The organism is Mesorhizobium sp. WSM1293, from assembly GCF_000513875.1.
Classification (GTDB): domain Bacteria; phylum Pseudomonadota; class Alphaproteobacteria; order Rhizobiales; family Rhizobiaceae; genus Mesorhizobium; species Mesorhizobium ciceri.
In genome coordinates, this window is sequence record NZ_AZUV01000001.1 from 577,929 (window position 1) to 601,235 (window position 23,307).

Here is a 23,307-nt window from a genome sequence, read left to right on the forward strand (position 1 = left end):
CACGGCGTGCCCGCCATACAGATCGACCGGATGCGTGATGACCGAGGGTCGTTTCGCGAGCGCTCGTGTCGCCAGGACAGATCGATAAGCATTTCCAGATTCGGCTTCAGACCAGCTCACACACAGGTGCCGCCGGATCCTGGACCGTCAAACCTCCGCCAATTCCGGCCGGCGAACCGCCAGCGGGGATCGGCATAATCTCCTCCGACGCTTAGCTAATATCGGCTTGGCGCCAACGTCAATGCTATTTGTCCTACAAAACGGATTTTTAAAATAGTCCTGGCCTAATTCGTCCGACAATTGATTGACGTGCGCCGGCTTTTGCGTAAAAGAACGCTAACGCCGTCTTCGGGAGGAGCCGGGGAGAGCGAGGCCAAAGCAGCGTCGGCATCCACGCCGGTAACAGCTGCAGGTCGCAAAACACGGGGAGGCAAAGGCTGGTGGCGGTTCTCGAACTCACCAACATCTCAAGGCATTTCGGCGCTATCCAGGCCGTCAACGACGTTTCGCTGTCGATCGAGCCCGGACAGGTGGTCGGCCTGATGGGCGACAACGGCGCCGGCAAGTCGACGCTGGTCAAGATGATCGCTGGCAATTTCCGCCCGAGCCATGGCACCATGCACATGGACGGCAAGGAATTGATCCTGCACAAGCCGGCGGAAGCCCGCCAGCACGGCATCGAGATCGTCCACCAGGACCTTGCGCTCTGCAACAATCTGACTGCCGCCGCCAATGTCTATCTCGGCCGTGAGTTGCGGCGCGGCGTCGGGCCGTTCCGGATCCTCGACTATGCCTCGATGTACAAGCGTGCCGGCCAGCTCTTCGCCGAATTGAAGTCCGAGACCCGTCCGCGCGACCTCGTCAAGCAGATGTCGGGCGGCCAGCGCCAGGCGGTGGCGATTGCCCGCACCATGCTGTCGCAGGCCAAGATCGTGCTGATGGACGAACCGACGGCGGCGATCTCGGTGCGCCAGGTCGCCGAAGTGCTGAACCTTATCCGCCATTTGCGCGATCAGGGCATCGCCGTCGTGCTGATCAGCCACCGCATGCCCGACGTGTTCACCGTCGCCGACCGCGTCATCGTCATGCGGCGCGGGCGCAAGGTCGCCGACAAGACGATTGCGTCGAGCTCGCCCGAGGAAGTCACCGGGCTGATCACCGGCGCTATCGAACAGGTTTGATTTCAAGCGAATTCCACCACGCACAGCAGATGAAGGTCGACGATGGCACTGACAATTGACCAGCCGATCGAGCATAAGCAGCAATCCTTGGCCGCGAGACTGTTTGCCAGCCAGACTTTCTGGGTGGTGATCGCGGTCATCCTTGCCTGCGTGTTCCTGTCGTTTGCCACCGACGCTTTCGCCACCTCGAAGAACCTCTACAACATCACCCGCAACATCACCTTCGTCGCCATCATCGCGCTCGGCATGACCTTCGTCATCATCACCGGCGGCATCGACCTGTCGGTCGGCTCGGTGCTGTGCCTGTCGTCGATGGTGCTGGCCGTCATCATGCATGCCGGCTACTCGATCGAGGTCGGCATCCTGGCCTCGATTGCCACCGCGCTCGCCATTGGCGCCTTCAACGGCGTGCTGATCGCCTATCTCGGCTTTCCACCCTTCGTGGTGACGCTCGGCATGCTGTCGATCGCCCGAAGCCTCGCCATGGTCGCCTCCAACAACACGGTGGTCTTCCAGTTCGGGCCGGACCATGCCAAGCTTCTGTCATTGGGCGGCGGCGCCTGGGTGTTCGGCATCGCCAACCCGGTGCTTTACATGATCCTTCTGGCGCTGATCACCGGATTCATCCTGCGCTGGACCAAGTTCGGCCGCCATATCTTCGCCATCGGCGGCAATGAGCACGCGGCAACGCTGACCGGCGTTCCGGTGCGCCAGATCAAGGTTGCCGTCTACATGATCTCGGCGCTGTCGGCGGGCATTGCGGGCATCATCCAGACCGGCTGGCTGGGTGCCGTCACCACCAATCTCGGCACCGGCATGGAGCTGCAGGTAATCGCCGCCACCGTCATCGGCGGCGCCAATCTGGCCGGCGGCGTCGGCACCGCCTTCGGCGCCATCGTCGGCGCGGCCCTGATCGAGGTGATCCGCAACAGTCTCGGCCTGCTCGGCATCAATGCCTTCTGGCAAGGCGTCTTCATCGGCGGCGCCATCCTGCTGGCGGTGCTGTTCGACCGCATCCGCAATTTCCGCCGCAGCGACTAGAACCATGATCCCGAAAAGTGGAAACCGGTTTTCTCGGACAAACGGAACCGTTTGTCCGGAGATCATGGTCAAACAAAAGACGGTTTGATGGCCAACTCCCTGTTCAGCCTCGAGGGCCGGCTGGCGCTGGTGACCGGCTCCGGCCAGGGCATCGGCTTCGCGCTGGCTCGGGGCCTGGCCGAACATGGGGCAAGCGTGGTGCTGAACGGCCGCGACGCCGCCAGGATCGACAGCGCCGTCGAAAAGCTGCGCAACGCCGGCTTCAAGGCGCACGCCTCGGTATTCGACGTCACCGATTTTCAGGCGGTCAACGAGGACATTGCCCGCATCGAGGCCGAGATCGGCGCCATCGACGTCCTCATCAACAATGCCGGCATACAATTCCGCGCCCCGCTCGAGGACTTTCCCGAGGAGCAATGGGAGCGCCTGTTCAAGACCAATGTGTCGGGCGCCTTCCATGCGGCCAAGGCGGTCGCCCGCCACATGATCCCGCGCGGCAAGGGCAAGATCATCAACGTCGGTTCGGTGCAGAGCGAACTGGCAAGGCCGAACATCGCGCCCTACACCGCCACCAAGGGCGCGATCCGCAACCTGACAAGGGGCATGTGCGCCGATTGGGCCAAACACGGCCTGCAGATCAATGCGATCGCGCCCGGCTATTTCCGCACCGAGATGAACCAGGCGCTGGTCGACAATCCCGAATTTTCCGCCTGGCTGGAAAAGCGCACGCCGGCCGGGCGCTGGGGCAATGTCGACGAGTTGATCGGCGCCGCCGTGTTTCTGGCGTCAGATGCTTCGTCCTTCGTCAACGGCCATACGCTGTATGTCGATGGCGGCATGACGGCTTCGGTTTGAGGTTGGCAATTCTCCCGACCGCTATTCGTCCCAGTGCGTATCGCTCAGTCTGAAAATCCGGCCTCACTGGCCGTCATTCGCCCTCGCCGCCCGCGCGCGTCTTGACGCGGCCCCGAACTCGGCCGCACAATCCCCACTGCAGGCGAAGGGAGGCCAGTCGCCTGCGGGAGGATATACCCATGACGGAAGCGATCAGGCTCTACTGGGGCCGGTTCGGACATGTTTCTATCCTGAATGTCGCAAGCGACTTCGTCACCCATGCCCATGTCGAGGCCCATCTCATCATCTGGCTGGAAGGTACGGCCGGCGAAATGACCATCGGCCGCGAGACCGTCCGGCTTGGGCCTGGAACGGCCGCCGGCATCAACTCCTTCCAGCCGCACAGCCATGTTCTGTCGCAAAACGGGACGCCCGGTCTGTTTCTCGCCTTCTACGTCGATCCCGACTGGGCGCGGCGCCGCCGCGACCTGCCTTCGTCGGCGCCGCTGTTTTCACAAGCCGCGATCACGCTGGAACCGTGGCTGCATCAGGCCGCCGCCAATCTGCTCGACCACCTCAGCGACAATGAGAGCGTCGACGATATCGCCAACTACGAGATCGAGCGTTTCATCGATAGCGTGCTCGACGCCGCCGACGCCTCGGCGCCGCAGGAGGCCCGTGTCCGCATCAACACCATGCAGGATTTTCGTGTCCGCAAGGCAATCCAGTTGATGAGAGCCAATGTCTGCGAGCGCATCTGCTTCGACGACGTGGCGCGCAGCGTCGGCCTGTCGCGACCGCATTTCTTCGCTTTGTTCAAGGAACAGACCAATCTGACGCCCAATGTCTACTGGAACACGCTGCGCGTGGAGGAAGCGGTGCGGCAGCTGCAATGGTCGCAGGAACCGCTGATCTCGGTCGCCTGCAATCTCGGCTTCACCACGCAGGGCAATTTCTCGCGCTTCTTCCGCGACCATGTCGGCGTGCCGCCGACGCTCTACCGCGAGGCCGCGCGGGCGATCGCCTGAGCCAGCCGCCCTTTTTCAGACTCCCCGCCCTTTTTCAGACTCCCCGCCCTTTTTCAGACTCCTTGATAGGCGCTCAAGACGCATTGATAAGCGTCGCTGAAATGGCCGCCCTACCCTTGCACCGGATCGCTTTTGCAAGGGAACATTTTGAATGGCCAAAGTCACCATCTCCAGCGTCATCGACGCGCCGGTCGAAAAGGTCTGGGCGCGCATACGCGACTTCAACGGGCTGCCGGACTGGCATCCGCGCATGGTGGAAAGCCACATTGAAGACGGCAAGGATGCCACCACAATCGGCTGCGTGCGCAATTTCCAGCTCGCCAGCGGCGCCCGCCTGCGCGAAAAGCTGCTCGACTTCTCCGATCAGAATTTCCTGGTCAGCTACTCCATCCTCGAGACGCCGCAGCCGCTGACCAACCACAAGGCGACCCTGCAGCTGCGGCGCGTGACCGATGGCGACCGCACCTACGCCGAATGGACCGCCAGCTTCGACGCCGCCCCCGAGGAGGCAGACAAGCTGGCCGAGGGCATGGGCGCCAATGTCTTTCAGGGCGGCTTCAACGCCCTGAAAAGCCATTTCGCCGGCCAGAGCTGACAGGAGCCAGACCATGGCGCTGGCACTGCAGACTTTTGCAACGGTGAAGGACGCTAGCGCGGCACTGAAAGCCCAGGGCACACGCTATCTCGGCGGGGGCACGCTGGTTGTCCGCGCGGCCAATGAAGGCGACGTTTCGGTTTCCGGCCTTGTCAGGTCGACCGAGCCGTCTTTGTCCACCATCGCCGTTGCCGGCGATAAAGTCCGCATCGGCGCTTCGGTGACCATGGCGGTGATCGCCGGCCATCCGGAGCTTGGCACGCTCGCCAAGGCTGCCCGCGCCGTCGGTGGCCCGGCCATCCGCAACATGGCGACCGTCGGCGGCAATCTTTTTGCCCCGAGCCCGTATGGCGATTTCGCTGTTGCCCTGCTGGCGCTCGATGCGACGGTCAGCACCGATGACGGTGAAACGCCGATCGAGACCTTCCTGGCCAATCGGGACGGCAGCCGCGCCGTCGTCACTTCCGTGAGCTTCACGCTTCCGAAGGCCGACAGTTTCCGCTTCCTGAAAGTGTCGAGGGTCAAGCCCAAGGGCGTCTCCGTGCTCAGCATAGCCGGTGCTCTGGAACAGTCGCCAGACGGCACCGTATCTTCGGCGCGGATTGCACTCGGCTGTATGGCCGACCGGCCCATGCGCGCCAGGGCGGCGGAAAAAGCGCTGATCGGCCGAACGCTGACCGCTGACGGCATCGCGCCGGCCTTGGCCGCGGCCGGTGATGGCACCTCGCCCGTCACCGACCCGATCGCCAGCGCCTGGTATCGCGCCGAAGTCCTGCCGGTTCATCTCGGCCGGTTGCTGCTCGCATAATATTTGTTCGGGGGCGCGCGTCTGTCCGCTGGTTCGGGCAGGCGCGCAAGGAGGAAAACATGGCAAAGATCCCGGTTCAGTTCACGCTCAACGGTTCTGAAAAGGCCGAATTTATCGATAGCGGCACGACGCTGCTGCACGCCTTGCGCGACAAGATCGGTGACACCTCGCCGAAGGGCGGCTGCCATCAGGGCACTTGTGGTGCCTGTTCGGTCATCATCGACGGCGAACTCCGGCTCTCCTGCCTGACGCTGGCCGAGACCTGCAATGGTGCAACCATCACCACGACATCCGGTCTTGCGGAAGGCGGCGTGCTGCACCCGTTGCAGCGGGCCTTCCTCGACACGTTCGCCACGCAATGCGGCTTCTGCACGCCGGGCATGATCATGGCGGCCAAGGCGCTGCTCGACCACACGCCCAATCCCAGCCGCGACGAGGTGGTCGAGGCGCTGTCGGGCAACATCTGCCGCTGCACCGGTTACGAGCCGATCATCCAGGCGGTGCTGACCGCCGCCCGCGCCAATTCGCAGAACGCGGCCTGAGGGGTCCAAAACAATGGAACTGCGCAAGAACTACTTCGCCGATGTCCGCAAGGACGATCTGCACGAGATCGGCCAGCCAAGGCCGCGCTCGGATTCGCCTGGCCATGTCACCGGCAAGACCGCCTTTTTCGCCGACCGCAATTTCCCCGGCATGCTGCACCTGAAGATGGTGCGCAGCCCGCATCACCATGCCCGCATCCGTTCGATCGACACCTCGGAGGCGGAAAAACATCCGGGCGTGGTGAAAATTCTGACCGCCAAGGACGTGCCGCACAATGTCTACACCATCCTGATCCTGATCCAGATCGGGCCGGAGGACGAGACGGTGCTTGCCGACGGCAAGGTGCGCTGGAAGGGCGAGGCCGTGGTGGCGGTGCTGGCCGAAACCGAGCGCGCGGCACAAGAGGCCGCAGCCAAGGTCAAGGTCGACTATGAGGTGCTGCCGGCCGTCTTCGACATGGAAGAGGCGCTGAAACCCGACGCGCCGCTGGTCAACGAATATCACGGCCAGAATTATTACCTCTATGATAGCGGCGAGTGCCGCAAGGTGCGCTTCGGCGATGTCGAGGCGGGCTTCGCCGGCGCCGACCACATACTGGAGCAGAGCTACCAGTCTTCGCCGATCGAGCACGCGCCGACCGAGACCACCGGCTGCGTGGTGGCGCCCGAGGGCAATGACCGCTTCACCTGCTACACCAACACGCAGGCGATGTTCTTCACGCTCGACAACACCTCGATCATCCTGCAGATGCCGGGCAGCAAATTGCATTTCGTCGGCGGCACAGTCGGCGGCGGTTTTGGCGGCAAGGTCGACGTCATCGTCGAGCCGATCGCCATCCTCGGCGCAAAACTAACAGGACGACCAGTCTGTTTTATCTACAGCCGCGAGGAGGAGATGCAGATCTCGTCGCCGCGCGCCGCTGAAAAGGTCGTCATCAAGGACGGCGTCATGAAAGATGGCCGCATCGTCGCGCGCAAGGTCACCGGATACACCGATGCCGGCGCCTATTCGCGCCACTCGCCCTATGGCGCGCAGAAGGGCGCGGGGCATTATCCCGGCCCCTACACTATTCCGAACGTCTGGATCGACACCTACTGCGTCTACACCAACCGCACCCCGTCGTCGGCCATGCGCGGCTTCGGCGTCACCATCGGCGATTTCGCGCTGGAGGTGCAGATGGACAAGCTGGCGCGCCTGATCGGCATGGATCCGCTCGAATTCCGCTTCATCAACGCCTATCGCGACGGTGATATGAAAGCGCACCGCCAGCCGACAGAGGGCGCCGCACTGATCGAATGCATGCAGGAAGCTTCGCGCGCCGCCAACTGGCCGGTGGCGGAAAAGTACCTGGCGATGTCCTCCTACGTGAAGGGAGCTTGAGATGGCGATCAGGCGCGGACGCGGCGTTGCCGCGATCAACTATCCCACCGGCATGAACCTCGGCGGCGACCCGACGCAGGCGCTGGTGCACTCGACGCCAACAGGCAATTTCATGGTGACATTGTCCTCCGTCGATCTCGGCCAGGGCATGAAGCAGATCATGGCGCAGATCTGCGCCGAGACCATCGGCGTGCCGACAGACCGCGTCGTCGTCGACACCGCCGACACCGACACCGGCCCGCACTGCATGGGCACCTTCGCCTCGCGCGGCACGCACCGCGCCGGCAACGCCGTCATCCAGGCGGCAAGGGAAGCGCGGCAGGTGATGCTGGAAGTGGCGGCCGAGGAACTGGAGGTCAACGCCTCCGACCTCGAGACCGATGGCCAGGGCAACATACTGGTCAAGGGCGCGCCGCAAAAATCGATCTCGATCTTCGATGTCGCGCTGTCAGCGCATTTCAAGCGCGGTCGCTCGATCTCGGGCCGCGGCATGTTCCTGATTCCGCGCTCCTATCCGGAGAAAGAAACCGGCGCGATGAAGCCATCGACCTGCTACGCGCATGCCTGCACCGTGGCCGAGGTCGAGGTCGACGACGAGACCGGCGCGGTCACCGTGCTGACTGTGAAGAACGTCTTCGAGATCGGCCGCGCGCTGAACCCGAAAATGGTCGAACAGCAACTGGTCGGCGGTTCGTGGATGGGCATCAGCCATGCGCTCTACGAGACGACCGAGCCCTATTATCCCAACCGCGACCATGGCGGCACGGACTTCAACCAGTATCTGATGCCCGGCCCCGGCGACCTCGCCGAGACCGAGATCATCGTGCTGGAGCGGCCATCGGCGGACGGGCCATACGGCGCCAAGGGGCCGGGCGAAATGTGCGCCAACCCGCAGATCCCGGCGGTCGCCAATGCCGTCTTCGACGCCGTCGGCGTGCGCATCGACACGCTGCCGATCACGCCGGAGCGCGTCCTGCGCGCGCTGAAGGCGCAAGCGGCGAACTGAGGCTGGAATGAACGGGACAAGCGCCGAGACTGTCGCAATCTCACCGGAGGCGGTGGCGCAGCATCTTGCCGCCTCGCGCTATCTGGCCGACGACAGTCTTGCGACCGCGATCTTCCTGGCGATCCGGCTGGGGAAGCCGCTGCTGCTCGAAGGCGCACCAGGCGTCGGCAAGACGGAAGCGGCCAAGGCGATCGCCGCGCTGCTCGGCCGCGATCTGGTGCGGCTGCAATGCTATGAAGGCATCGACGCTGCGCACGCGCTCTACGAATGGAATTATCAACGCCAGCTGCTCGCCATTCGCCACGCCGGCGAGCACGAGATCGACATCTACGAAGACCGTTTCCTGATCGCCCGGCCGCTGCTGCAGGTGCTGAAGGCGCCGGAACAGCGCGTGCTGCTGGTCGACGAGATCGACCGCTCGGATCATGAATTCGAGGCGCTGCTTCTGGAATTCCTCTCCGATTTCCAGATCAGCATTCCCGAACGCGGCACGATCCGCGCCACGGCGCAGCCGATCGTCATCCTGACCTCGAACCGCACCCGCGAGCTTGCCGAGGCGCTGCGCCGCCGCTGTGTCTACCACTGGATCGGCTATCCCGACGCCGAGCGCGAGGCCGCCATCATCATGCTGCGCGCCGGCGATGTGGCGCAAGCAACGGCGCGCGCAGTGGCGGCAGCCGTGCAGACCATCCGCGCCCGGCCGCTGGCCAAGCCGCCCGGCATCGCCGAGGCCGTCGAATGGGCCAATGCCGCGACCATCCTGGAGAAAGGCGGCAGCCCGTGGCCGGAAGCCCTCCGCCGCGCCATCGGCGTGCTGATCAAGGACGAGGAAGACCTTTCCTACATCGCACCGGAGCTTGGACGGATCGTCGAGGAGGCACTGGCGTGACGCGGGAGGTCATTTCGCAAGGCTGGCGGGACAGCGCCCCCCTCTGTCCTGCCGGACATCTCCCCCTCAAGGGGGGAGATCGGATGTCATCCCCGCTTTCGCTAATCGCTGACGTCGCCGAACAGAGCGAAGCGCCGAAGCTGCCAATCTCCCCCCTTGAGGGGGAGATGTCCGGCAGGACAGAGGGGGGCGACACAGAATGATGCGGGAAACAAGCTTCCCCCGCGCCGCCTCGCCATTCCTGGGTTTTGCCAGGCTCTTGCGCCGCTACGGCTTTGCCATAGCCCCCGAGCAAGTCTCCTGTTTCATGCAGGCGGTGACGTTGCTCGGGCCGCGCTCGATGGCCGACATCCGCGAGGCCGCCCTTGCCACGCTGGCGCCGCCGCCCGACCGCCGCGACGAATTCGAAGCGCATTTCCAGAGCCATTTCTATGGCAACAGGTCCGCCGTGGTCGAAGGCGACGCCGACGAGGAAACCCGCATCAAGGATGATGGCGGTGCGAGCCAGGAAGAGATCGAGGTCATCAGCCATCAGGAAGGTGGCGAACTCTCTTCCGGCGCCGAACAACTGAGTACCCGCGATTTCAAGCGCGACGACGACAACCTTGCCGCTTTCCGCCGCAGGCTCGCTTCAGCCCTGCCCGCCCGCCGCTCGTTCCGCACCGTGCGCACGCATTCGCGCGGCAAGCTCGATCTGCGCCGGTCGCTGCGGGAAATCGTCAGCGCCGATGGCGACGTACCCTCGCCGCTGCTGCGCCGCCGCCAGACCGTGCCGCGCAAGCTGCTGCTCCTGATCGACGTTTCCGGCTCGATGAAGCTGCACACCGCGGACTATCTGAAGCTGGCGCATGCCGCCGTGCAAGGCGCGGACCGCGCCGAAATCTTCACCTTCGGCACGCGGCTGACCCGCATCACCGCGGCATTGCGCATCCGCGACCGCGACCAGGCATTGGCCCGCGCCGCTGCCCAGGTCGACGATTGGGACGGCGGCACCCGGATGGGGCCGACGCTGCTCGCTTTCCTATCGGTGCCGCGCTTTTCAGCCTTTGCACGCGGTGCCGCTATCGTCATCCTGTCCGACGCGCTGGAACGCGGCGATCATGCCGAGTTGGAGACAGCCATGCGGCGGCTGAGCGCCCGCGCCTTCCGGCTGTCGCTGGCCACACCTTTGGCCGGCGACCCGCGCTTCCGGCCGGCAACGGCGGCACTTCGCGCCATCCTGCCTGACCTCGACGATCTCGTCGACGGCTCGTCGCTTGCCGGTCTCACCGATTTCATCCTGTCGCTCGCCCGCCCTGCTCCGGCGGCGGCGACAATCTGGAAGAGGGTTTCGTGATGCAGAAAGCCATCGACGCACATTTTCACATCTGGCGCCAACAGGACCAGCCATGGCTGGTCGGACCGATGGTGCCGCGCATCTTCGGCCCCTACGAACCGATCCGGCGCGACTATCCGATCGAGGAATTTCTCGAAGACCAGAGGGATTCAGGCGTCGAGAAGGCCGTCTACGTCCAGACCAACTGGGCCAAGGAGGATTTCGAGAAGGAAGTCGCTTTCCTGCAGAAGACGTCCGACGAAACCGGCTGGCCGCATGCCATCGTCGGCTACACCGACATGACCGTCGACGATATCAGGCCTCAGATCGATCGCTTGATGAAATACAAGCTGCTGCGCGGCGTGCGCATGCAGTTGCACTGGCACGAGACCCCGGCCTTCCGCTTCGCCGCCTCCGCCGATCAGGTGATCGACCCGAAAGTGCGCGCCAATGTGGCGCGGCTCAAGGATTATGGCCTGTCCTTCGACCTGCAGCTCTTCCCCGCCCAAATGAAGGACGGCCTGACGCTGGTCGGCGAGAACCCCGAAACGAATTTCATCCTCACCCATGCAGGCATGCTGACCGGCATGGAACCGGAAACCACCGAGGCCTGGAAGGCAGGCCTGCAAACGCTGTCGGCGGCGCCCAATCTTTACGCCAAGCTGTCGGGCCTCGGCACCTTCGTCCACCGCAACGATCCCCTGCTGATCGCCTATGTCGTAGACAACGCGATCGATATCCTGGGCGCCGACCATCTGATGTTCGGCTCGAACTTCCCGATCGAGAAGCTGTGGACCAGCCACGCTGAGCTGATCAAGGCGCACCGCGACGCGGTGGCCAAGCATGGTGCGGTGGCCGAGGCGGATATCTTCTGGAACACGGCGGAGAAGGTTTACCGGCCGGTGTGACGCCTCACTTCACCTCGAACTGCGGATCGACTGGAATCTGCATCGCCGTCACCAGATGGTTGGTCTGGCCGGCGAGCCCGATGATCGACACCAGTTCGCCATGCTGCGCATCGGTCATGCCCTTGGCGCGGGCTGCCGCCGTGTGCGAGTGGACGCAGTAGGAGCAGCCATTGGCGGTCGACACCGCGATGTAGATCATCTCCTTGGTCAGCGGATCGATGGCGCTGTCGGCGACCATCACCACCTTCAACTGTTCCCAGATCCGCTTCAGCGCCGGAGGATCATTGGCCAGCCCGCGCCAGAAATTGTTGACGAAATCAGATTTGCGCGTCGTACGGATGTCGTCGAACACGGCTTTCACGGCGGGAATCTTTTCGACCTCGGCATCGCTGAGGAGTTTTGTGGTGGCCATGGGTTTTTCCTTCGTTGGATGGTTGCGTGAATTGAATCAGGTCTTGAGCAATTGCGGCCAATCCACTCGTCCGATTCACTTTTCCAGCGCCGGCGTCTAGATTCAGGTCAGGCCGAGTCGAAAATGGTGGATTCCGAGAACCGGAGCAGAGCGTACTTTTCGTACGTGAGCACCGGAAGCGCAGGAAGCCATCATTTGCAGGCCGGCCTCACCTGAATCTAATGCACGGCCGCGTACATGATCTTCTCCTCCGTGGCCTCCGCCGGCGAAAACTCCTCGACGATGCGGCCCTGGCGGCAGACCAGGATGCGGTCGGACAGGTTCATGATCTCCGGCAGGTAGGACGAGATGACGACGACGGCCAGCCCCTCATCGGCCAGCCGGTTGATGATCTGGTGGATCTCGGCGATCGCGCCGACATCGACGCCACGTGTCGGCTCGTCGAAGATGACGATGCGCGGCTTCTGCACCAGCCCCTTGCCGATCACCACCTTCTGCTGGTTGCCGCCTGACAGCTCGACGACGCGCGCATTGTCGTTGATTGCCTTGATGTTCAGCGTCTTCGTCCATTCGGCCGAGAGCGCGCGCATCTCCTGCGTGTTGATCACCCAGGCCTTTTCGCGGCCCGCCGCCAGCAGTCCGCCGAACAGGTTTTCGGCAATGCCCATCGTCTCGAAGATGCCTTCGCTCTTGCGGTCCTCGGTGACATAGACGATGCCGTCGGCCACCGCTTCGCTCGGCACGAGATAGCGCACCGGTCTGTCATCGAGTTCAATCGCGCCGCCGCGCAGGAAATCCCGCTTGTAGATGCCTGAGACGATCTTGAATGTCTCGGTGCGGCCGGAGCCGATCAGCCCAAACACGCCGGTGATCTGGCCCTCGAAGATCGAAAAAGAGGTGTTGCGCACGACATTGCTCATCGAAATGTCCTGCACCGACAGCACTTTCTTGCCCGCCTTGCGCAGCTTCGCTTCGTCGCGCTGGCGGTAGATCTGTCCCGATAGCGTGCGCCCGACCATGGCGGAAACGATCCTGTCGCGGTCGAAGGCGGATGTGTCGTCGGTAATGACCAGCTCGCCGTCGCGCAGGATGGTGATGCGGTCGGCGATATCGAGCGCCTCTTCCAGCGCATGGCTGATGAAGACGATCGAGACGCCGCCCGCCTTCAACCGGCGGATCAGCGCGAAGAAGTGTCGCTTCTCCTCCGGCGTCAGCGTCGCCGTCGGCTCGTCGAAGATGATGATCTCGGCATTGTGGTGGACGGCGCGCGCGATCTCGACCATCTGCCGCTTGGCCGCACCCAGCGTTGCCACCATGGCGTTGGGGTCGACCGGAAAATTCAGCGACTGCAGGAACTGCTGCGCTGAAATGTAGGTGCCGCGCAGCCGGTTGAGGAACTTTTCGGTGCCGAGATAAAGGTTCTGCGCCACCGTCATCGACGGCACCAGGCTGGTCTCCTGGAACACCATCGCGATGCCGGCTTCAAGCGCTGCGTGCGGCGAGGCGTAGGCGATTTCCTGGCCCTTGTGGAACATCTTGCCTGAAGTGGCGTCGACCACACCGGCGATGATCTTGGTCAGCGTCGATTTGCCTGCGCCGTTCTCGCCGAGCAGCGCATGGATCTCGCCCTTGCGCAGTTCGAAGCTGACGTTCTTCACCGCGGGCACGCCGCGATAATTCTTGGTGACGTTTTCCAGCCGAACGATCGGTTCCATCAGAAACCTCCCGAAGCGAGGTCGATCGCCAGCACGCAGTCGCCGCCTCTGGAGGCGACAAACAGCCGGCCGTCCTTTTCCGCAACGCTGCAGATGCCATGACGCGTGCCGTTGGCGCGGCTGTGCAGGCTGAACAGCGGCTGCATCTTCTGGTCGAGCCTGACCACCAGCCCATAGGAGCGGCTCGGCGACCACGGCTTGTGGATGCCCATGGTGCGGATGCCGCCGCATTGCAGCGGCTCGAGGAAGCTGCGGCTGGACGCCAGTGCCGGCGCGATCCAGTAGGCCGGCGGCACTTGGCTCAGCATGTCCTGCCGGTAATGCGTTTCCTGCAGCACGAATTCGATCAGCCGGTTGCGCGGCGCAAACAAGGTCAGCCAGGCCCCACCATCGGCGGACGGCGACAGCCGCGCGGGATATCCCGGCAGATGCGTCAGAACCGTCGAACGGCTGCCCGTCGCGCCGCCGAAACGCACCAACTGATGGCGCCAGCTTTCACTGACAAGCACATCCTTGCCGACAGGATGCAGCCCGTAGGGAAAGGCAATGTCGCCGGCGAGCTTGCGAAAATCACCGCCTGCCGCGTCTCGCTTCCAGAGCGAACCGGACGCGCCCTTCTTCATCAGATCGGCGGCCCATTGCGATGGCACATGCTCGGCCGAGCCGTTGGCCAGCCACAGCGTGCCGTCATCCGCATAGGCTAGTGCGGTGATGCAGCTGATCCCGGCCGGCAGCGAAACCTCCACGCCTGACATCAGCAACTTGCCGCTTTCCAGCCCGACCGTCAGTTCGCCCAATGGCGACAGCGCCAGCGCGGTGACGGCAGACGGAAAGGTCTCGACCACGACAGGTTGCGCTCCAGCAGCAATCGAATGGATGGCGTTGCCGCTGGAGACCACCAGCCTGTCACCGGTAACCAGCAGATTATCCGGTTCCGTCAGCTCGGCAAAAGCCGGCGCATCATCCAGCCGCGTATTGGGGCGAAAAGCGCCGTCGAGCGGCGGGATGGTCACCGCCTTGCCGCGGAACAGGTCGAGCACCGGGTCGAGGATCATGGCTTTGCTCCCCAATAGGAAGCGGGGCTGGTCCAGTTCGGGTCGGCGCCTGCAATCTTGTAGCGGCCGATGCGGTTGTTGAGGATGCCGCCTACGAACAGATACCCCTTGTGCTCGCGCATCGAGGTGACCATCGGGTGCGCGCCGCCGGTGAGATCGCCCATCGCCTCGACGATGCCGCCCCTGTCATTGAATTTCACCACACCGCCGGTGTTGATGTTGGGGAACAGCCATTCGTCCTGCGGCAGCCGGCGCGTCATGCGCTTGCGCATGTCGGGATGGCGCAGCGACAGGTCGAAGCTCGGCGTGCGCATGCCGAGCCACGCCATCCAGTAATTGCCGTCGGAGGCGCGGTTGATGTTGTCGGGATAGCCCGGCATGTCGCGGATGACGCATTCGGCGGTGCCGGCCTTCGGCCCTTCCAGCCAGTAGCGGTGCACGCGGCAGGCCCAGCTTTCGGCGAAGAACAGCGACTTGCCGTCATGCGCCATGCACACACCGTTGGTGTAGCGGTAGCCGTCGAGCAGCGTCTTCGTCGAACCGTCCTTCGGGTCGTAGACCAGCAGCCGGCCGGTGGCACGGTTCTCGATCGAATCCAGCGCCCAGTCATGGGCGTCATAACGCTTGGTCGAGTCGGTGAAATAGATGCGGCCATCGGGTGCGATGTCGCAGTCGTTGGGGTCACGCAGCCGCGCATCGTCGACGATCGAGGTCCAGGACCGCGATGTCTCGGCCGACAGCCGTTTGACTTCGCGCTGCGGCGAGACCGAATAGAGTCCCATGGCGCCGACGCAGCTGATCAGATTGCCTGATTTGTCGAAGGCCAGCCCCAGCGGGAAACCGCCGATATGGGCAAACACCTCCGACCTGACATAATCGGGCGCGAAGAAACGGACGATCTCGCCATGGCGCGTGCCGCAATAGAGATTGTCGTCGCGGTCGAGGATGACGTCTTCCGGCCCCTCCAGCTCGCCAAGCCCGATATGCTCTGCGGCCGACAGCCTGTTGTCGAGTTCGTATGGGGTGCCCGAGCCGGGTGCGGCCGACTGTGTCTCGCCCATCTTGAGATAGACCGGCGCGACATAGACCTCGTTCAGCACCTTGTGCCGGTTCTTCAGCCAGCGGATGTCGATGGTCACCGCCACTGCCAGCATGATGCCGAGCACCATCTGGTTGGTGCCGGTGCCGTAGCCCAGCCGGATCAGCCCATTGGTCATGGTCAAGACGATGATGGCGCCCATCAGCCCCTTGATTACCGAGCCTCGGCCACCGCCGAGGCTGACGCCGCCGACCACCGCCGCCGTCAGCGCCATGATCTCGAGGTTGAGGCCGGTGCCCGGCCCTGCCCCGCTCAGCCGGCAAGCAATGAGGAAGCCGCCGATCGAGGCGCAGAAGCCGGAGAAGACATAGGTCATGAACACCGTGCGGCGCACGCGGATGCCGGCGTTATGCGCCGAGCGCCTCGAGCCGCCGACCGCCAGCACGTGCCAGCCCGGCCGCGAACGCGTCAGCGCGATATGGGTGACGATGGCCAGGATGATCGCCAGCCACACCGAGACGGACAGCCCCCAGAAGGTGCTGTCGCCGATGAAGTCGAGCACATCCGATGTCGCGGTCGAGAGCTGCACATCGGCGGCATAGGTGGTGACCAGGATGTCGAACAGCGCCCGGCCGAAGATGAAGGTCACCAGCGTGGTGAGGAAGGCGCGCAAGCGGAGATAACCGACGAGGTAGCCGTTGATGGCGCCGAAGATGAGGCCGGTGGCGAGCGATGCGGCCAGCGCCAGCCAGATCGACTGTTCGAGGATGAAGAAGACATAGACGGCGGAAAAGCACGACAGCGCGAAGATCGAGCCGACCGACAGATCGATGCCGCCACCCAGCATCACCACCGTCATGCCGGTGACGACCATCGAGAACTCGCCGAGCTGGCGGGTCGATTCCTGCAAAGCGGTCAGCTTGAAGAAGCCGGGAATGACCGAGCCGAAGGTGGCCAATGTCGCCACCAGCGCCAGGAACGGAATGGCGTTGTCGGTCCAGCGTTTGGTCAGTATCTCGCCGACGACATGGTCGGGCACGAGATTGTAGCGCCAGGACTGGAGGCGTTCGCGAAAGGACATCGGCTGCTGCTATTCCATGAGGGGACGAGGTGACCGGATCCTTCCGGTCACCTCGCTTGTACTTCAGTCGAAAAGGTGCGGCTTACTTTGCCGCCGCCGCTTGTGCCTGCAGCGCCTTCAGGTCCCAGCAGCTGTCGGGCTTGAGGTCGGCCTTGGTCGTCGCCTTCTCCAGCGTGTAGATGTAGGTGTGCGAGGTGCCGGCCGGCTGGCCGCTCTGCAGCAGGAACTTGATGATGGCGTTCATGTCGCCCGACTGGCGAGCAAGATCGGTCATCACCACAGCGCCATAGGTGCCGTCGACCAGCTTGTCGCAATCGGCCGCCTTCTCGCCGCCGCCGGTGGTGACCAGGAACACCTTGCCGTCGAGTTTGGCATCGCGGATCGCGGCGGACGCGCCGGTGGCGTCGCCATCCCAGAAATCGATGATCGAGCAGATATCCGGGTTCTGCTGCAGCATCGTCGTCGTCACGTTGCGCGAGGTCGTCGCATCCCAGTTGGAATCGGGCTTGGCCACCACCTTGAAGTCGGGATTCTTGTCCAGCACCTTCATGATGCCGGCATACTGATAGAGGCTGGAGGAATTCGCCTGGTCACCCTGCACCAGGCCGATCTTCTTCGACGAGTTCGGGCCGCAGCCCTTGATCGCCGCTTCGGCCTCGAGCTGGCCAAGCCGGTCCCAGTCACTGCCGATAAAGGCGTCGGCCGGGAAGTTGGCGGGATTGTCGACCAGGATGACATAGGTGCCGGCGGCCTGTGCCTTCTTCATCAGCTTGGAATAGGAGTTGAGGTCCGGCGCGTGGATGATCAGCACATCCGGCCTGGTGTCCGAGGAGATGGCGTCCGTGATCGCCTGCGCGCCGGCATCGACGACCCAGTTCGGGTCGCGCGTCTCGAACACGCCGCCCCAGGCCTCGACTTCGGTCTTCAGATAGTGCGCCCAGCCCTGCGCCAGGTCGAAGCCCATTGCCAGCGGCACCAGCATGACGCGCTTGCCCTTGAGCGCCTGCGCGTACGCAGCCGGCCCCGGATCGTCGGCGGCGAAGGTTGGCGCCACGAAGGCGGTGACAGCGAGCGCCGTGGCGGCGGCCATGAGTGTCTTGATCAGTTTCATGTCGGATCCTTTTGCTTTGGTCGTTGTTATCAGCGGCCGGCCCCAACCGTCCGCCGCAGTTCAGGTCTAAATGTCGCCCTGCTGGGCGGTCTGCTCGTCACGTGGATTGATGATGCCGTCGACGATGATGGCGCCGAGCAGGATCGCTGCCTTGATCAGGTTCTGGTAGAGCAGCGGAATGTCGATGATGGTCATGGCGTTGAGCAGGATGCCGATCAGTGCCGCACCGACCAGCACGTTGCGCACCCCGCCGCGCCCGCCGGACAGGCCGATGCCGCCGATAACCGCCACCAGCACGATATCGTAGAGCAGCGTCGAATTGACGACGCGGGTATTGATCGAATGCAGGCTGGCCGCCGTCAGCAGGCCGGCGACCAGTGCGACGAAGGCGGAAAGCACATAGCGCAGCACCAGCATCGGCCGCACCGGCATGCCGATGTTGCGGGCGGCCACCGGATTATCGCCGGCGAAATAGATATAGCGGCCCCATTTGGTGTAGCGCAGGAACAGGAAGAACAGGAAGGCCAGCCCTGCGAAGACGAAAACCTCGATGGGAATGTCGAGGAAGCGCAGGCCACCGAGCAACTCGACCCAATGGCCCTGCGGCACCGGCACGGCATCCTGCGTGATCAGTTGCGAGCGTACATAGCCGAAGACGAAGGAGCCTGTCGCCAGCGTCACGAAGATCGCCGGCACGTCGGCATAGGCGACGAGAAAACCATTGAGCAGGCCGATGGCCAGCACACCGGCCAGCACATAGGCGAAGGCAAGCCCGTCCGGCGTCCCCGAATTCAGCAGTTGCAGGTACCAGGCGACCGACATCGCCATGATCGCGACGGCAGAGAGGTCGATGCCGCGGCCGATGATGACCACGGCCATGCCGAGCGCAAGGATGCCCAGCACCGACACGGAGCGGACGATGGCGACGAGATTGTTGGGGTCGATGAAACCTGGCAGGCCTATAGCCGCTGCAACGAACAGCACCACGGCGATGGCAAAGACAATGCCTTCCTGGTTCAGGCTCCTGAAATTTGGCCAGCCGATGGTGTTCATGTCTGCGTTTGCCCCGATGGCAGCGCTGCCATCCCTGGGAAAGAACGCTAATCGGCCCAACGCCGGTTCGTCAAATGAATCCGCGCCCGGAATCCAGGCCGGCTGCGATATTTATCGAGTGGACGCATCGATTGCCGAAGCTGGCGCAATGCGCGGAAAACTCTGCGCTTTTGGCAATTGGTTGCGCCATTGCGGCCGCACGCGAAAGCGCTGCACCAAGGCAAAGGGACAGGACGGAATTTATCTCCGCATCAGGCGGAAAAATCGATCTGAATTTCCCGGCGAGTGCCCGGAAACCTCCGCGCCCGCACCTGGCGGGAGCACGAGAAAACGCAACGCCGCCACCAGCCCGATGGCGCCGATCGCCAGAAAGGCTACTCGAAAATCCACAAGATCGAGAGCGGGGCGATCCCTGACGATCTGCGACAGATTAAGGATCGCCGCCGCCACCGCGACGCCAAACAGCATCGCCACCTGCTGCAGCATCGAGGACAGCGTCGCCGCCGAGCTTCGTTGCGACGCATCGATGTCGGCGAAGGCCAGCGTGTTAAGGGCGGTGAACTGCATCGAGCGCGACAGGCCGGCAATCAGCATCAGCGCCACCACCAGCGCTTGCGGCGTCTGCGGCGAGATCGCTCCGCAAGCCATGATCGAGGCCGAGGCGATGATGCCGTTGACGACCATCACCGAGCGGAAACCGAAACGGCGCAGCGTCGGCGTGGTCACCGTCTTCATGCCGAGATTGCCAAGGAAATAGGCCAGGATCATCAAGCCGGCATCGACAGGCGAAAGGCCGAAGCCAACCTGGAACAGCAGCGGCAGCAGGAACGGCGTGGCGTTGATCGCCACCCGGAAAATGGTGCCGGCGGCAAGCGTCGAGATGGCGAAGGTCAGCACTTTGAACGAGGAGAGATCGAGCAGCGGATGCGGCACGCGCCTGAGATGGCGCACCGCCAGCCAGCCGAGGACGATGCCGGCTACGATCAGCAGCGCTGTCGGCAGCACGCCGTCCTCGGGATGCGCGATACGCTCGAGACCGTAGAGCAGCAAGGCAAGTCCCGCCGATGTCAGGAAAAAACCGGGCCAGTCGAGCGGCTTGGGGTCGGCCTCGCGGTCGCCTGGGATGAAACGGGCGACCAGCGCCAGCCCGACCGCGCCGAGCGGGATGTTGATGAAGAAATTCCAATGCCAGGACAGATAGGTGGTGATGAAGCCGCCGAGCACCGGCCCGACCACCGGCGCAAACAGTGCTGGCCAGGTGATCAGCGCCGTGGCGTTGAGCAGTTCGGATTTCGACGCATTGCGCAGGACGAGAATGCGCCCAACCGGCGTCATCAGCGCGCTGCCGAGCCCTTGCACGACACGTGCGGCGACGAACTGGGTCAGGGTTTGCGAGAGGCCGCAGGCGAGCGAAGCCAGGGTGAACAGGACGATCGCCAGCAGGAAGATGTTGCGCGCCCCGAACCGGTCGGCGAGCCAGCCCGACAGCGGCACGAACACCGCCATGGTCAGCATGTAAACGGTGATGCCGATGCTCATCGCCACCGGCGACACGCCGAAGGAGGCGCCCATCTGCGGCAGCGATGTCGAGATGATCGTCGAATCCAGCAACTGCATGAAAAAGGCGATGGCGACGATCAACGCCACGCGCCGCGCATGGGTGGCCGTTTCGGACAAGGTTGCGATCTCGGGAATGGCAGTCATGACGGAACCGGTTTGAACAGCATCTCCCCGGCGACGTCCAGAGACGTCGCAACAAACTTTCGTGTGCCGCCATGGCCTGCTATGGAATGGATGGGGCCGTCAAGGAGAGTATACGCGTAACATGAAGCCCATCTACATCGACTACCTCAATGCCCTCGACATCGATGCCCTTGCCATGACCGATGGCGAAATCATCGCCGCCGTCGAGGCTGGCCTGGTGGCGCAAGGCAAGGGCCAGACGGTGATCGAACCGCGCGTCCATCTCGAGCCGGACCCGTCCTTCCACGGCCATTTCAACGTGTTGCGCGGCTACGTCGCGCCGCTCGACACGGCCGGCGTCAAGATCGTCGGCGACTATGTCGACAATTACCTGCATGGCCTGCCTTCCGAATTCGGCATCCTCAATCTGTTCGACCCGCGCACCGGCGCGCCGCGCGCCATCCTCGACGCCACCGTCATCACCGACATGCGAACCGGCGCCGTCACCGCCATCGGCGCCAGGCATCTGGCGCGCAGGAATTCCAAGGTGCTGGCCCATATCGGCGCGCGCGGCACCGCCTACTGGAATGTGCGCCTGCTCGACCATCTCTTCGACTTCGACGAGATTCGCGTCCATTCGCGCCGCCCGGAAAGCCGCGACGGTTTTGCCGCCGAACTCTCAGCCGATCTCGGCAAGACGGTCACAGCGGTGGCCGACTGGAAAAGCTGCATCGAGGGCGCCGACATCGTCGTCGAGGCCTCGCGGCTGCCGGAGCCGCAGCCGTTGCTGAAGACCGAATGGATCAAGCCCGGCGCGCTGGTCGTGCCCTATGGCACGATGAGCGCGGTGGAACTGTCGTTGACCGACATCATGCAGAAAATGGTCGTCGACGATTGGGGCCAGTGCAAGGGCGGCAAGTTCGGCTCGCTACGCGCCCATGTCGAGACCGGGCGGCTGAGCGAGAAGACGCTGCATGCCGAACTCGGCCAGATCGCCGCCGGCCTGAAAGTCGGGCGCGAAAGCGACGACGAAACGATCCTGTTCTGGCATCGTGGCCTGTCGCTGTCTGATATCGCGTTGGGCAAGGCGATGCTGGCCAAGGCGCAGGCGCAAGGCATCGGCCAGAGACTGCGCTTCGCATGAGCGCGCTCGTCCTCACCGGAACCGGCGTCGGCGTTGGCGATGTCGCTGCGGTCGCCCGCGATGGGCGCAAGGTGGAGATCGGACCCGATGTCATCGGCAGGCTGGAGAAGGCACGAAAAGTGCTCGACCAGGCTGCAGCGTCCAGCCAGCAGATCTATGGCTTGAACACCGGGCTCGGCGCCAATCTCGGCACTGCTGTAGAGGGCGATGCCGGAGCCTTCCAGCGCCAGTTGCTGGAGGGACGCAGCGGCGCCGTCGGCGAAGGATTGCCGGTCGATGCCGTGCGGGCAAGCATGGCCGCGCGTGCAGCGATGCTGTCGGTTGGCGGATCCGGCCTTTCGTCTTCCGTCTTCGTTGCTTTGCTCGACGCGCTCAATGCCGGCGTCCATCCCGTCATGCCCTCGCTCGGTTCGATCGGAGCCGGCGACCTGGTGCTGATGACGGCACTCGCCCGCATGCTCACCGGCGAAGGCGAAGCCGACTATCAGGGCCGTCGCATACCGGCGGCCAAGGCGCTGATGATGGCGCGCCTCGCCCCGATCAGCCTGGCGCCCAAGGACGGGCTATCGCTGATCAACGCATCGGCGGTTTCCGCCGGCAGCGGCGCACTTGCAGTGACGGATGCCCTCACTGCCCTGGCCCAGCAACAGCATGCCGGGGCTCTGACCATGGAAGGTTTTGGTGCCAACCGCACCATCCTCGACCCGCGCCTGCATATGGCGCGCCCGGCAGCCGGCCAGCAGGAAGCAGCCAAGGTGCTGCACAATCTGCTCGTCCGAGACGAGGCGCCGGCACCGACCACCTTGCAGGACCCGCTGTCGATCCGCTGCATGTCGTCGGTCCATGGCGCACTGATCGAGGCGATCGGCCAGGCGAGACAGGCTGTCGAGATCGAGCTCAACGCCGCCGCCGACAACCCGCTGGTGCTGGGCGATGATGAACTGGTACTGTCGACCGGCAATTTCCACACCGCCGCACTGGCGCTCGCCTTTGAGACGCTCGGCCTGGCGATCGCCCAATGTGCCGCGGCCAGTGCCGCGCGCTTCATCCAGCTCACCGGTTCGGGCCGCAATGGCCTACCGAAATATCTGTCGCCGGTCGGCGGCGCCTCGGCCGGCTTCGTGCCGTTGCAGAAGACAGTGACCTCGATCCTGGCCGCCATCCGCCACAAGGCCAATCCGGTGATGCTCGACTTTCTGGCCGTGTCGGAGGGCGTCGAGGATCACGCCACGCAGACACCTCTGGCGGTTGCGAAATGCGCAGGGATGATCGCGCTGTGGCGGCGGCTGATCGCCTTCGAATTGATGGCCGCCGCGCAGGCCGTCGACCTGCGCGACGGCTTCACGCTGGCGCCGCGCACCGCCGCAATTCACACGGCAATCCGCGCTCTCGTCCCCATGCTGAAAGAGGACCGGCCGCTCGGCATCGACGCCGAAGCGCTCTACGCCGCGCTCGCCGGCGGAAATTGGCCGGCCTGACGCGGCTT

21 protein-coding genes are annotated in these 23,307 nt (G+C 63.9%); 14 read left to right on the top strand and 7 right to left on the bottom strand.

Translation table 11 applies throughout. The features are described 5' to 3' along the window. The first annotated feature begins 440 nt into the window (after positions 1–440). The 12 genes from M729_RS0102830 (at position 441) to M729_RS0102890 (ending at position 11,528) form a co-directional block, all read left to right on the top strand. Complete coding sequence (locus tag M729_RS0102830; RefSeq protein ID WP_013530854.1) at positions 441–1,181, top strand: ATP-binding cassette domain-containing protein; 741 nt, start codon at positions 441–443, stop codon at positions 1,179–1,181. A 42-nt stretch (positions 1,182–1,223) separates the two neighbouring features. Further along, a complete protein-coding gene (locus M729_RS0102835; protein ID WP_027160695.1) occupies positions 1,224–2,222 on the top strand; it encodes an ABC transporter permease in 999 nt (332 codons plus the stop codon). Positions 2,223–2,309: 87 nt separating this feature from the next. After that, a complete protein-coding gene (locus M729_RS0102840) occupies positions 2,310–3,077 on the top strand; it encodes an SDR family oxidoreductase (RefSeq protein WP_027160696.1) in 768 nt (255 codons plus the stop codon). 179 nt (positions 3,078–3,256) lie between these two features. Then, on the top strand, positions 3,257–4,084 hold the full coding sequence (locus M729_RS0102845; protein ID WP_027160697.1) for an AraC family transcriptional regulator: 828 nt from the start codon (positions 3,257–3,259) through the stop codon (positions 4,082–4,084). A 151-nt stretch (positions 4,085–4,235) separates the two neighbouring features. Next, positions 4,236–4,679, top strand: a complete 444-nt coding sequence (locus M729_RS0102850; RefSeq protein WP_013530850.1) for an SRPBCC family protein — start codon at positions 4,236–4,238, stop codon at positions 4,677–4,679. A gap of 13 nt (positions 4,680–4,692) precedes the next feature. Then, positions 4,693–5,487: an FAD binding domain-containing protein gene (locus tag M729_RS0102855; RefSeq protein WP_027160698.1), complete on the top strand. Its 795-nt coding sequence runs from the start codon at positions 4,693–4,695 to the stop codon at positions 5,485–5,487. Between the two features lie 59 nt (positions 5,488–5,546). Next, positions 5,547–6,029: a (2Fe-2S)-binding protein gene (locus M729_RS0102860; protein WP_027160699.1), complete on the top strand. Its 483-nt coding sequence runs from the start codon at positions 5,547–5,549 to the stop codon at positions 6,027–6,029. A 13-nt stretch (positions 6,030–6,042) separates the two neighbouring features. Continuing rightward, a complete protein-coding gene (locus M729_RS1000000139640; protein WP_027160700.1) occupies positions 6,043–7,410 on the top strand; it encodes a xanthine dehydrogenase family protein molybdopterin-binding subunit in 1,368 nt (455 codons plus the stop codon). A gap of 1 nt (position 7,411) precedes the next feature. Next, on the top strand, positions 7,412–8,416 hold the full coding sequence (locus M729_RS1000000139645; protein ID WP_027160701.1) for a molybdopterin cofactor-binding domain-containing protein: 1,005 nt from the start codon (positions 7,412–7,414) through the stop codon (positions 8,414–8,416). A 7-nt stretch (positions 8,417–8,423) separates the two neighbouring features. Beyond that, positions 8,424–9,305 (top strand): MoxR family ATPase, encoded by an 882-nt coding sequence (locus M729_RS0102875; protein ID WP_027160702.1) that lies wholly within the window; start codon positions 8,424–8,426, stop codon positions 9,303–9,305. Positions 9,306–9,504: 199 nt separating this feature from the next. Beyond that, the gene (locus M729_RS0102885; RefSeq protein ID WP_027160703.1) at positions 9,505–10,641 is read left to right on the top strand and encodes a VWA domain-containing protein; all 1,137 of its coding nucleotides are present in this window, start codon (positions 9,505–9,507) and stop codon (positions 10,639–10,641) included. After that, positions 10,641–11,528 carry an amidohydrolase gene (locus tag M729_RS0102890; protein WP_027160704.1) on the top strand — a complete coding sequence of 296 codons (888 nt, stop codon included), beginning with the start codon at positions 10,641–10,643 and terminating at the stop codon, positions 11,526–11,528. Before M729_RS0102885 ends, M729_RS0102890 begins: the two co-directional genes overlap by 1 nt. A 4-nt stretch (positions 11,529–11,532) precedes the next feature. Here the strand turns inward: M729_RS0102890 and M729_RS0102895 are convergent, their stop codons facing one another. The 7 genes from M729_RS0102895 to M729_RS0102925 form a co-directional block, all read right to left on the bottom strand. Further along, positions 11,533–11,940, bottom strand: a complete 408-nt coding sequence (locus M729_RS0102895; protein WP_013530842.1) for a carboxymuconolactone decarboxylase family protein — start codon at positions 11,938–11,940, stop codon at positions 11,533–11,535. Between the two features lie 218 nt (positions 11,941–12,158). Further along, entirely contained in the window at positions 12,159–13,655 is a 1,497-nt protein-coding gene (locus M729_RS0102900) for a sugar ABC transporter ATP-binding protein (protein WP_013530841.1), read from the bottom strand. Beyond that, positions 13,655–14,710 (bottom strand): hypothetical protein, encoded by a 1,056-nt coding sequence (locus M729_RS0102905; protein WP_027160705.1) that lies wholly within the window; start codon positions 14,708–14,710, stop codon positions 13,655–13,657. Before M729_RS0102905 ends, M729_RS0102900 begins: the two co-directional genes overlap by 1 nt. Beyond that, positions 14,707–16,830, bottom strand: coding sequence for an SMP-30/gluconolactonase/LRE family protein (locus M729_RS0102910; RefSeq protein ID WP_027160706.1), 2,124 nt, complete (start codon positions 16,828–16,830; stop codon positions 14,707–14,709). Before M729_RS0102910 ends, M729_RS0102905 begins: the two co-directional genes overlap by 4 nt. 82 nt (positions 16,831–16,912) lie before the next feature. Continuing rightward, entirely contained in the window at positions 16,913–17,941 is a 1,029-nt protein-coding gene (locus M729_RS0102915) for a sugar ABC transporter substrate-binding protein (RefSeq protein WP_013530838.1), read from the bottom strand. A gap of 66 nt (positions 17,942–18,007) precedes the next feature. Then, positions 18,008–18,994, bottom strand: coding sequence for an ABC transporter permease (locus tag M729_RS0102920; RefSeq protein ID WP_013530837.1), 987 nt, complete (start codon positions 18,992–18,994; stop codon positions 18,008–18,010). Positions 18,995–19,234: 240 nt separating this feature from the next. Then, positions 19,235–20,698 carry a DHA2 family efflux MFS transporter permease subunit gene (locus tag M729_RS0102925; RefSeq protein ID WP_027160707.1) on the bottom strand — a complete coding sequence of 488 codons (1,464 nt, stop codon included), beginning with the start codon at positions 20,696–20,698 and terminating at the stop codon, positions 19,235–19,237. 121 nt (positions 20,699–20,819) lie between these two features. On the opposite strand from M729_RS0102925, the gene M729_RS0102930 reads away from it, so the two are divergent. Both M729_RS0102930 and hutH read left to right on the top strand, forming a co-directional pair. Continuing rightward, complete coding sequence (locus tag M729_RS0102930) at positions 20,820–21,821, top strand: ornithine cyclodeaminase family protein (RefSeq protein WP_027160708.1); 1,002 nt, start codon at positions 20,820–20,822, stop codon at positions 21,819–21,821. Continuing rightward, entirely contained in the window at positions 21,818–23,299 is a 1,482-nt protein-coding gene (gene hutH, locus M729_RS0102935) for a histidine ammonia-lyase (protein WP_027160709.1), read from the top strand. The genes M729_RS0102930 and hutH overlap by 4 nt, the downstream gene beginning before the upstream one ends. The last annotated feature ends 8 nt before the right edge of the window (positions 23,300–23,307 follow it).

What these genes read in the sequence shown, in the direction of transcription:
- M729_RS0102835 (WP_027160695.1), top strand. Translation starts at nt 1,224, where the DNA reads ATGGCACTGACAATTGACCAGCCGATCGAGCATAAGCAGCAATCCTTG.
- M729_RS0102840 (WP_027160696.1), top strand. Translation starts at nt 2,310, where the DNA reads ATGGCCAACTCCCTGTTCAGCCTCGAGGGCCGGCTGGCGCTGGTGACC.
- M729_RS0102845 (WP_027160697.1), top strand. Translation starts at nt 3,257, where the DNA reads ATGACGGAAGCGATCAGGCTCTACTGGGGCCGGTTCGGACATGTTTCT.
- M729_RS0102850 (WP_013530850.1), top strand. Translation starts at nt 4,236, where the DNA reads ATGGCCAAAGTCACCATCTCCAGCGTCATCGACGCGCCGGTCGAAAAG.
- M729_RS0102855 (WP_027160698.1), top strand. Translation starts at nt 4,693, where the DNA reads ATGGCGCTGGCACTGCAGACTTTTGCAACGGTGAAGGACGCTAGCGCG.
- M729_RS0102860 (WP_027160699.1), top strand. Translation starts at nt 5,547, where the DNA reads ATGGCAAAGATCCCGGTTCAGTTCACGCTCAACGGTTCTGAAAAGGCC.
- M729_RS1000000139640 (WP_027160700.1), top strand. Translation starts at nt 6,043, where the DNA reads ATGGAACTGCGCAAGAACTACTTCGCCGATGTCCGCAAGGACGATCTG.
- M729_RS1000000139645 (WP_027160701.1), top strand. Translation starts at nt 7,412, where the DNA reads ATGGCGATCAGGCGCGGACGCGGCGTTGCCGCGATCAACTATCCCACC.
- M729_RS0102875 (WP_027160702.1), top strand. Translation starts at nt 8,424, where the DNA reads ATGAACGGGACAAGCGCCGAGACTGTCGCAATCTCACCGGAGGCGGTG.
- M729_RS0102885 (WP_027160703.1), top strand. Translation starts at nt 9,505, where the DNA reads ATGATGCGGGAAACAAGCTTCCCCCGCGCCGCCTCGCCATTCCTGGGT.
- M729_RS0102890 (WP_027160704.1), top strand. Translation starts at nt 10,641, where the DNA reads ATGCAGAAAGCCATCGACGCACATTTTCACATCTGGCGCCAACAGGAC.
- M729_RS0102895 (WP_013530842.1), bottom strand. Translation starts at nt 11,940, where the DNA reads ATGGCCACCACAAAACTCCTCAGCGATGCCGAGGTCGAAAAGATTCCC.
- M729_RS0102900 (WP_013530841.1), bottom strand. Translation starts at nt 13,655, where the DNA reads ATGGAACCGATCGTTCGGCTGGAAAACGTCACCAAGAATTATCGCGGC.
- M729_RS0102905 (WP_027160705.1), bottom strand. Translation starts at nt 14,710, where the DNA reads ATGATCCTCGACCCGGTGCTCGACCTGTTCCGCGGCAAGGCGGTGACC.
- M729_RS0102910 (WP_027160706.1), bottom strand. Translation starts at nt 16,830, where the DNA reads ATGTCCTTTCGCGAACGCCTCCAGTCCTGGCGCTACAATCTCGTGCCC.
- M729_RS0102915 (WP_013530838.1), bottom strand. Translation starts at nt 17,941, where the DNA reads ATGAAACTGATCAAGACACTCATGGCCGCCGCCACGGCGCTCGCTGTC.
- M729_RS0102920 (WP_013530837.1), bottom strand. Translation starts at nt 18,994, where the DNA reads ATGAACACCATCGGCTGGCCAAATTTCAGGAGCCTGAACCAGGAAGGC.
- M729_RS0102925 (WP_027160707.1), bottom strand. Translation starts at nt 20,698, where the DNA reads ATGACTGCCATTCCCGAGATCGCAACCTTGTCCGAAACGGCCACCCAT.
- M729_RS0102930 (WP_027160708.1), top strand. Translation starts at nt 20,820, where the DNA reads ATGAAGCCCATCTACATCGACTACCTCAATGCCCTCGACATCGATGCC.
- hutH (WP_027160709.1), top strand. Translation starts at nt 21,818, where the DNA reads ATGAGCGCGCTCGTCCTCACCGGAACCGGCGTCGGCGTTGGCGATGTC.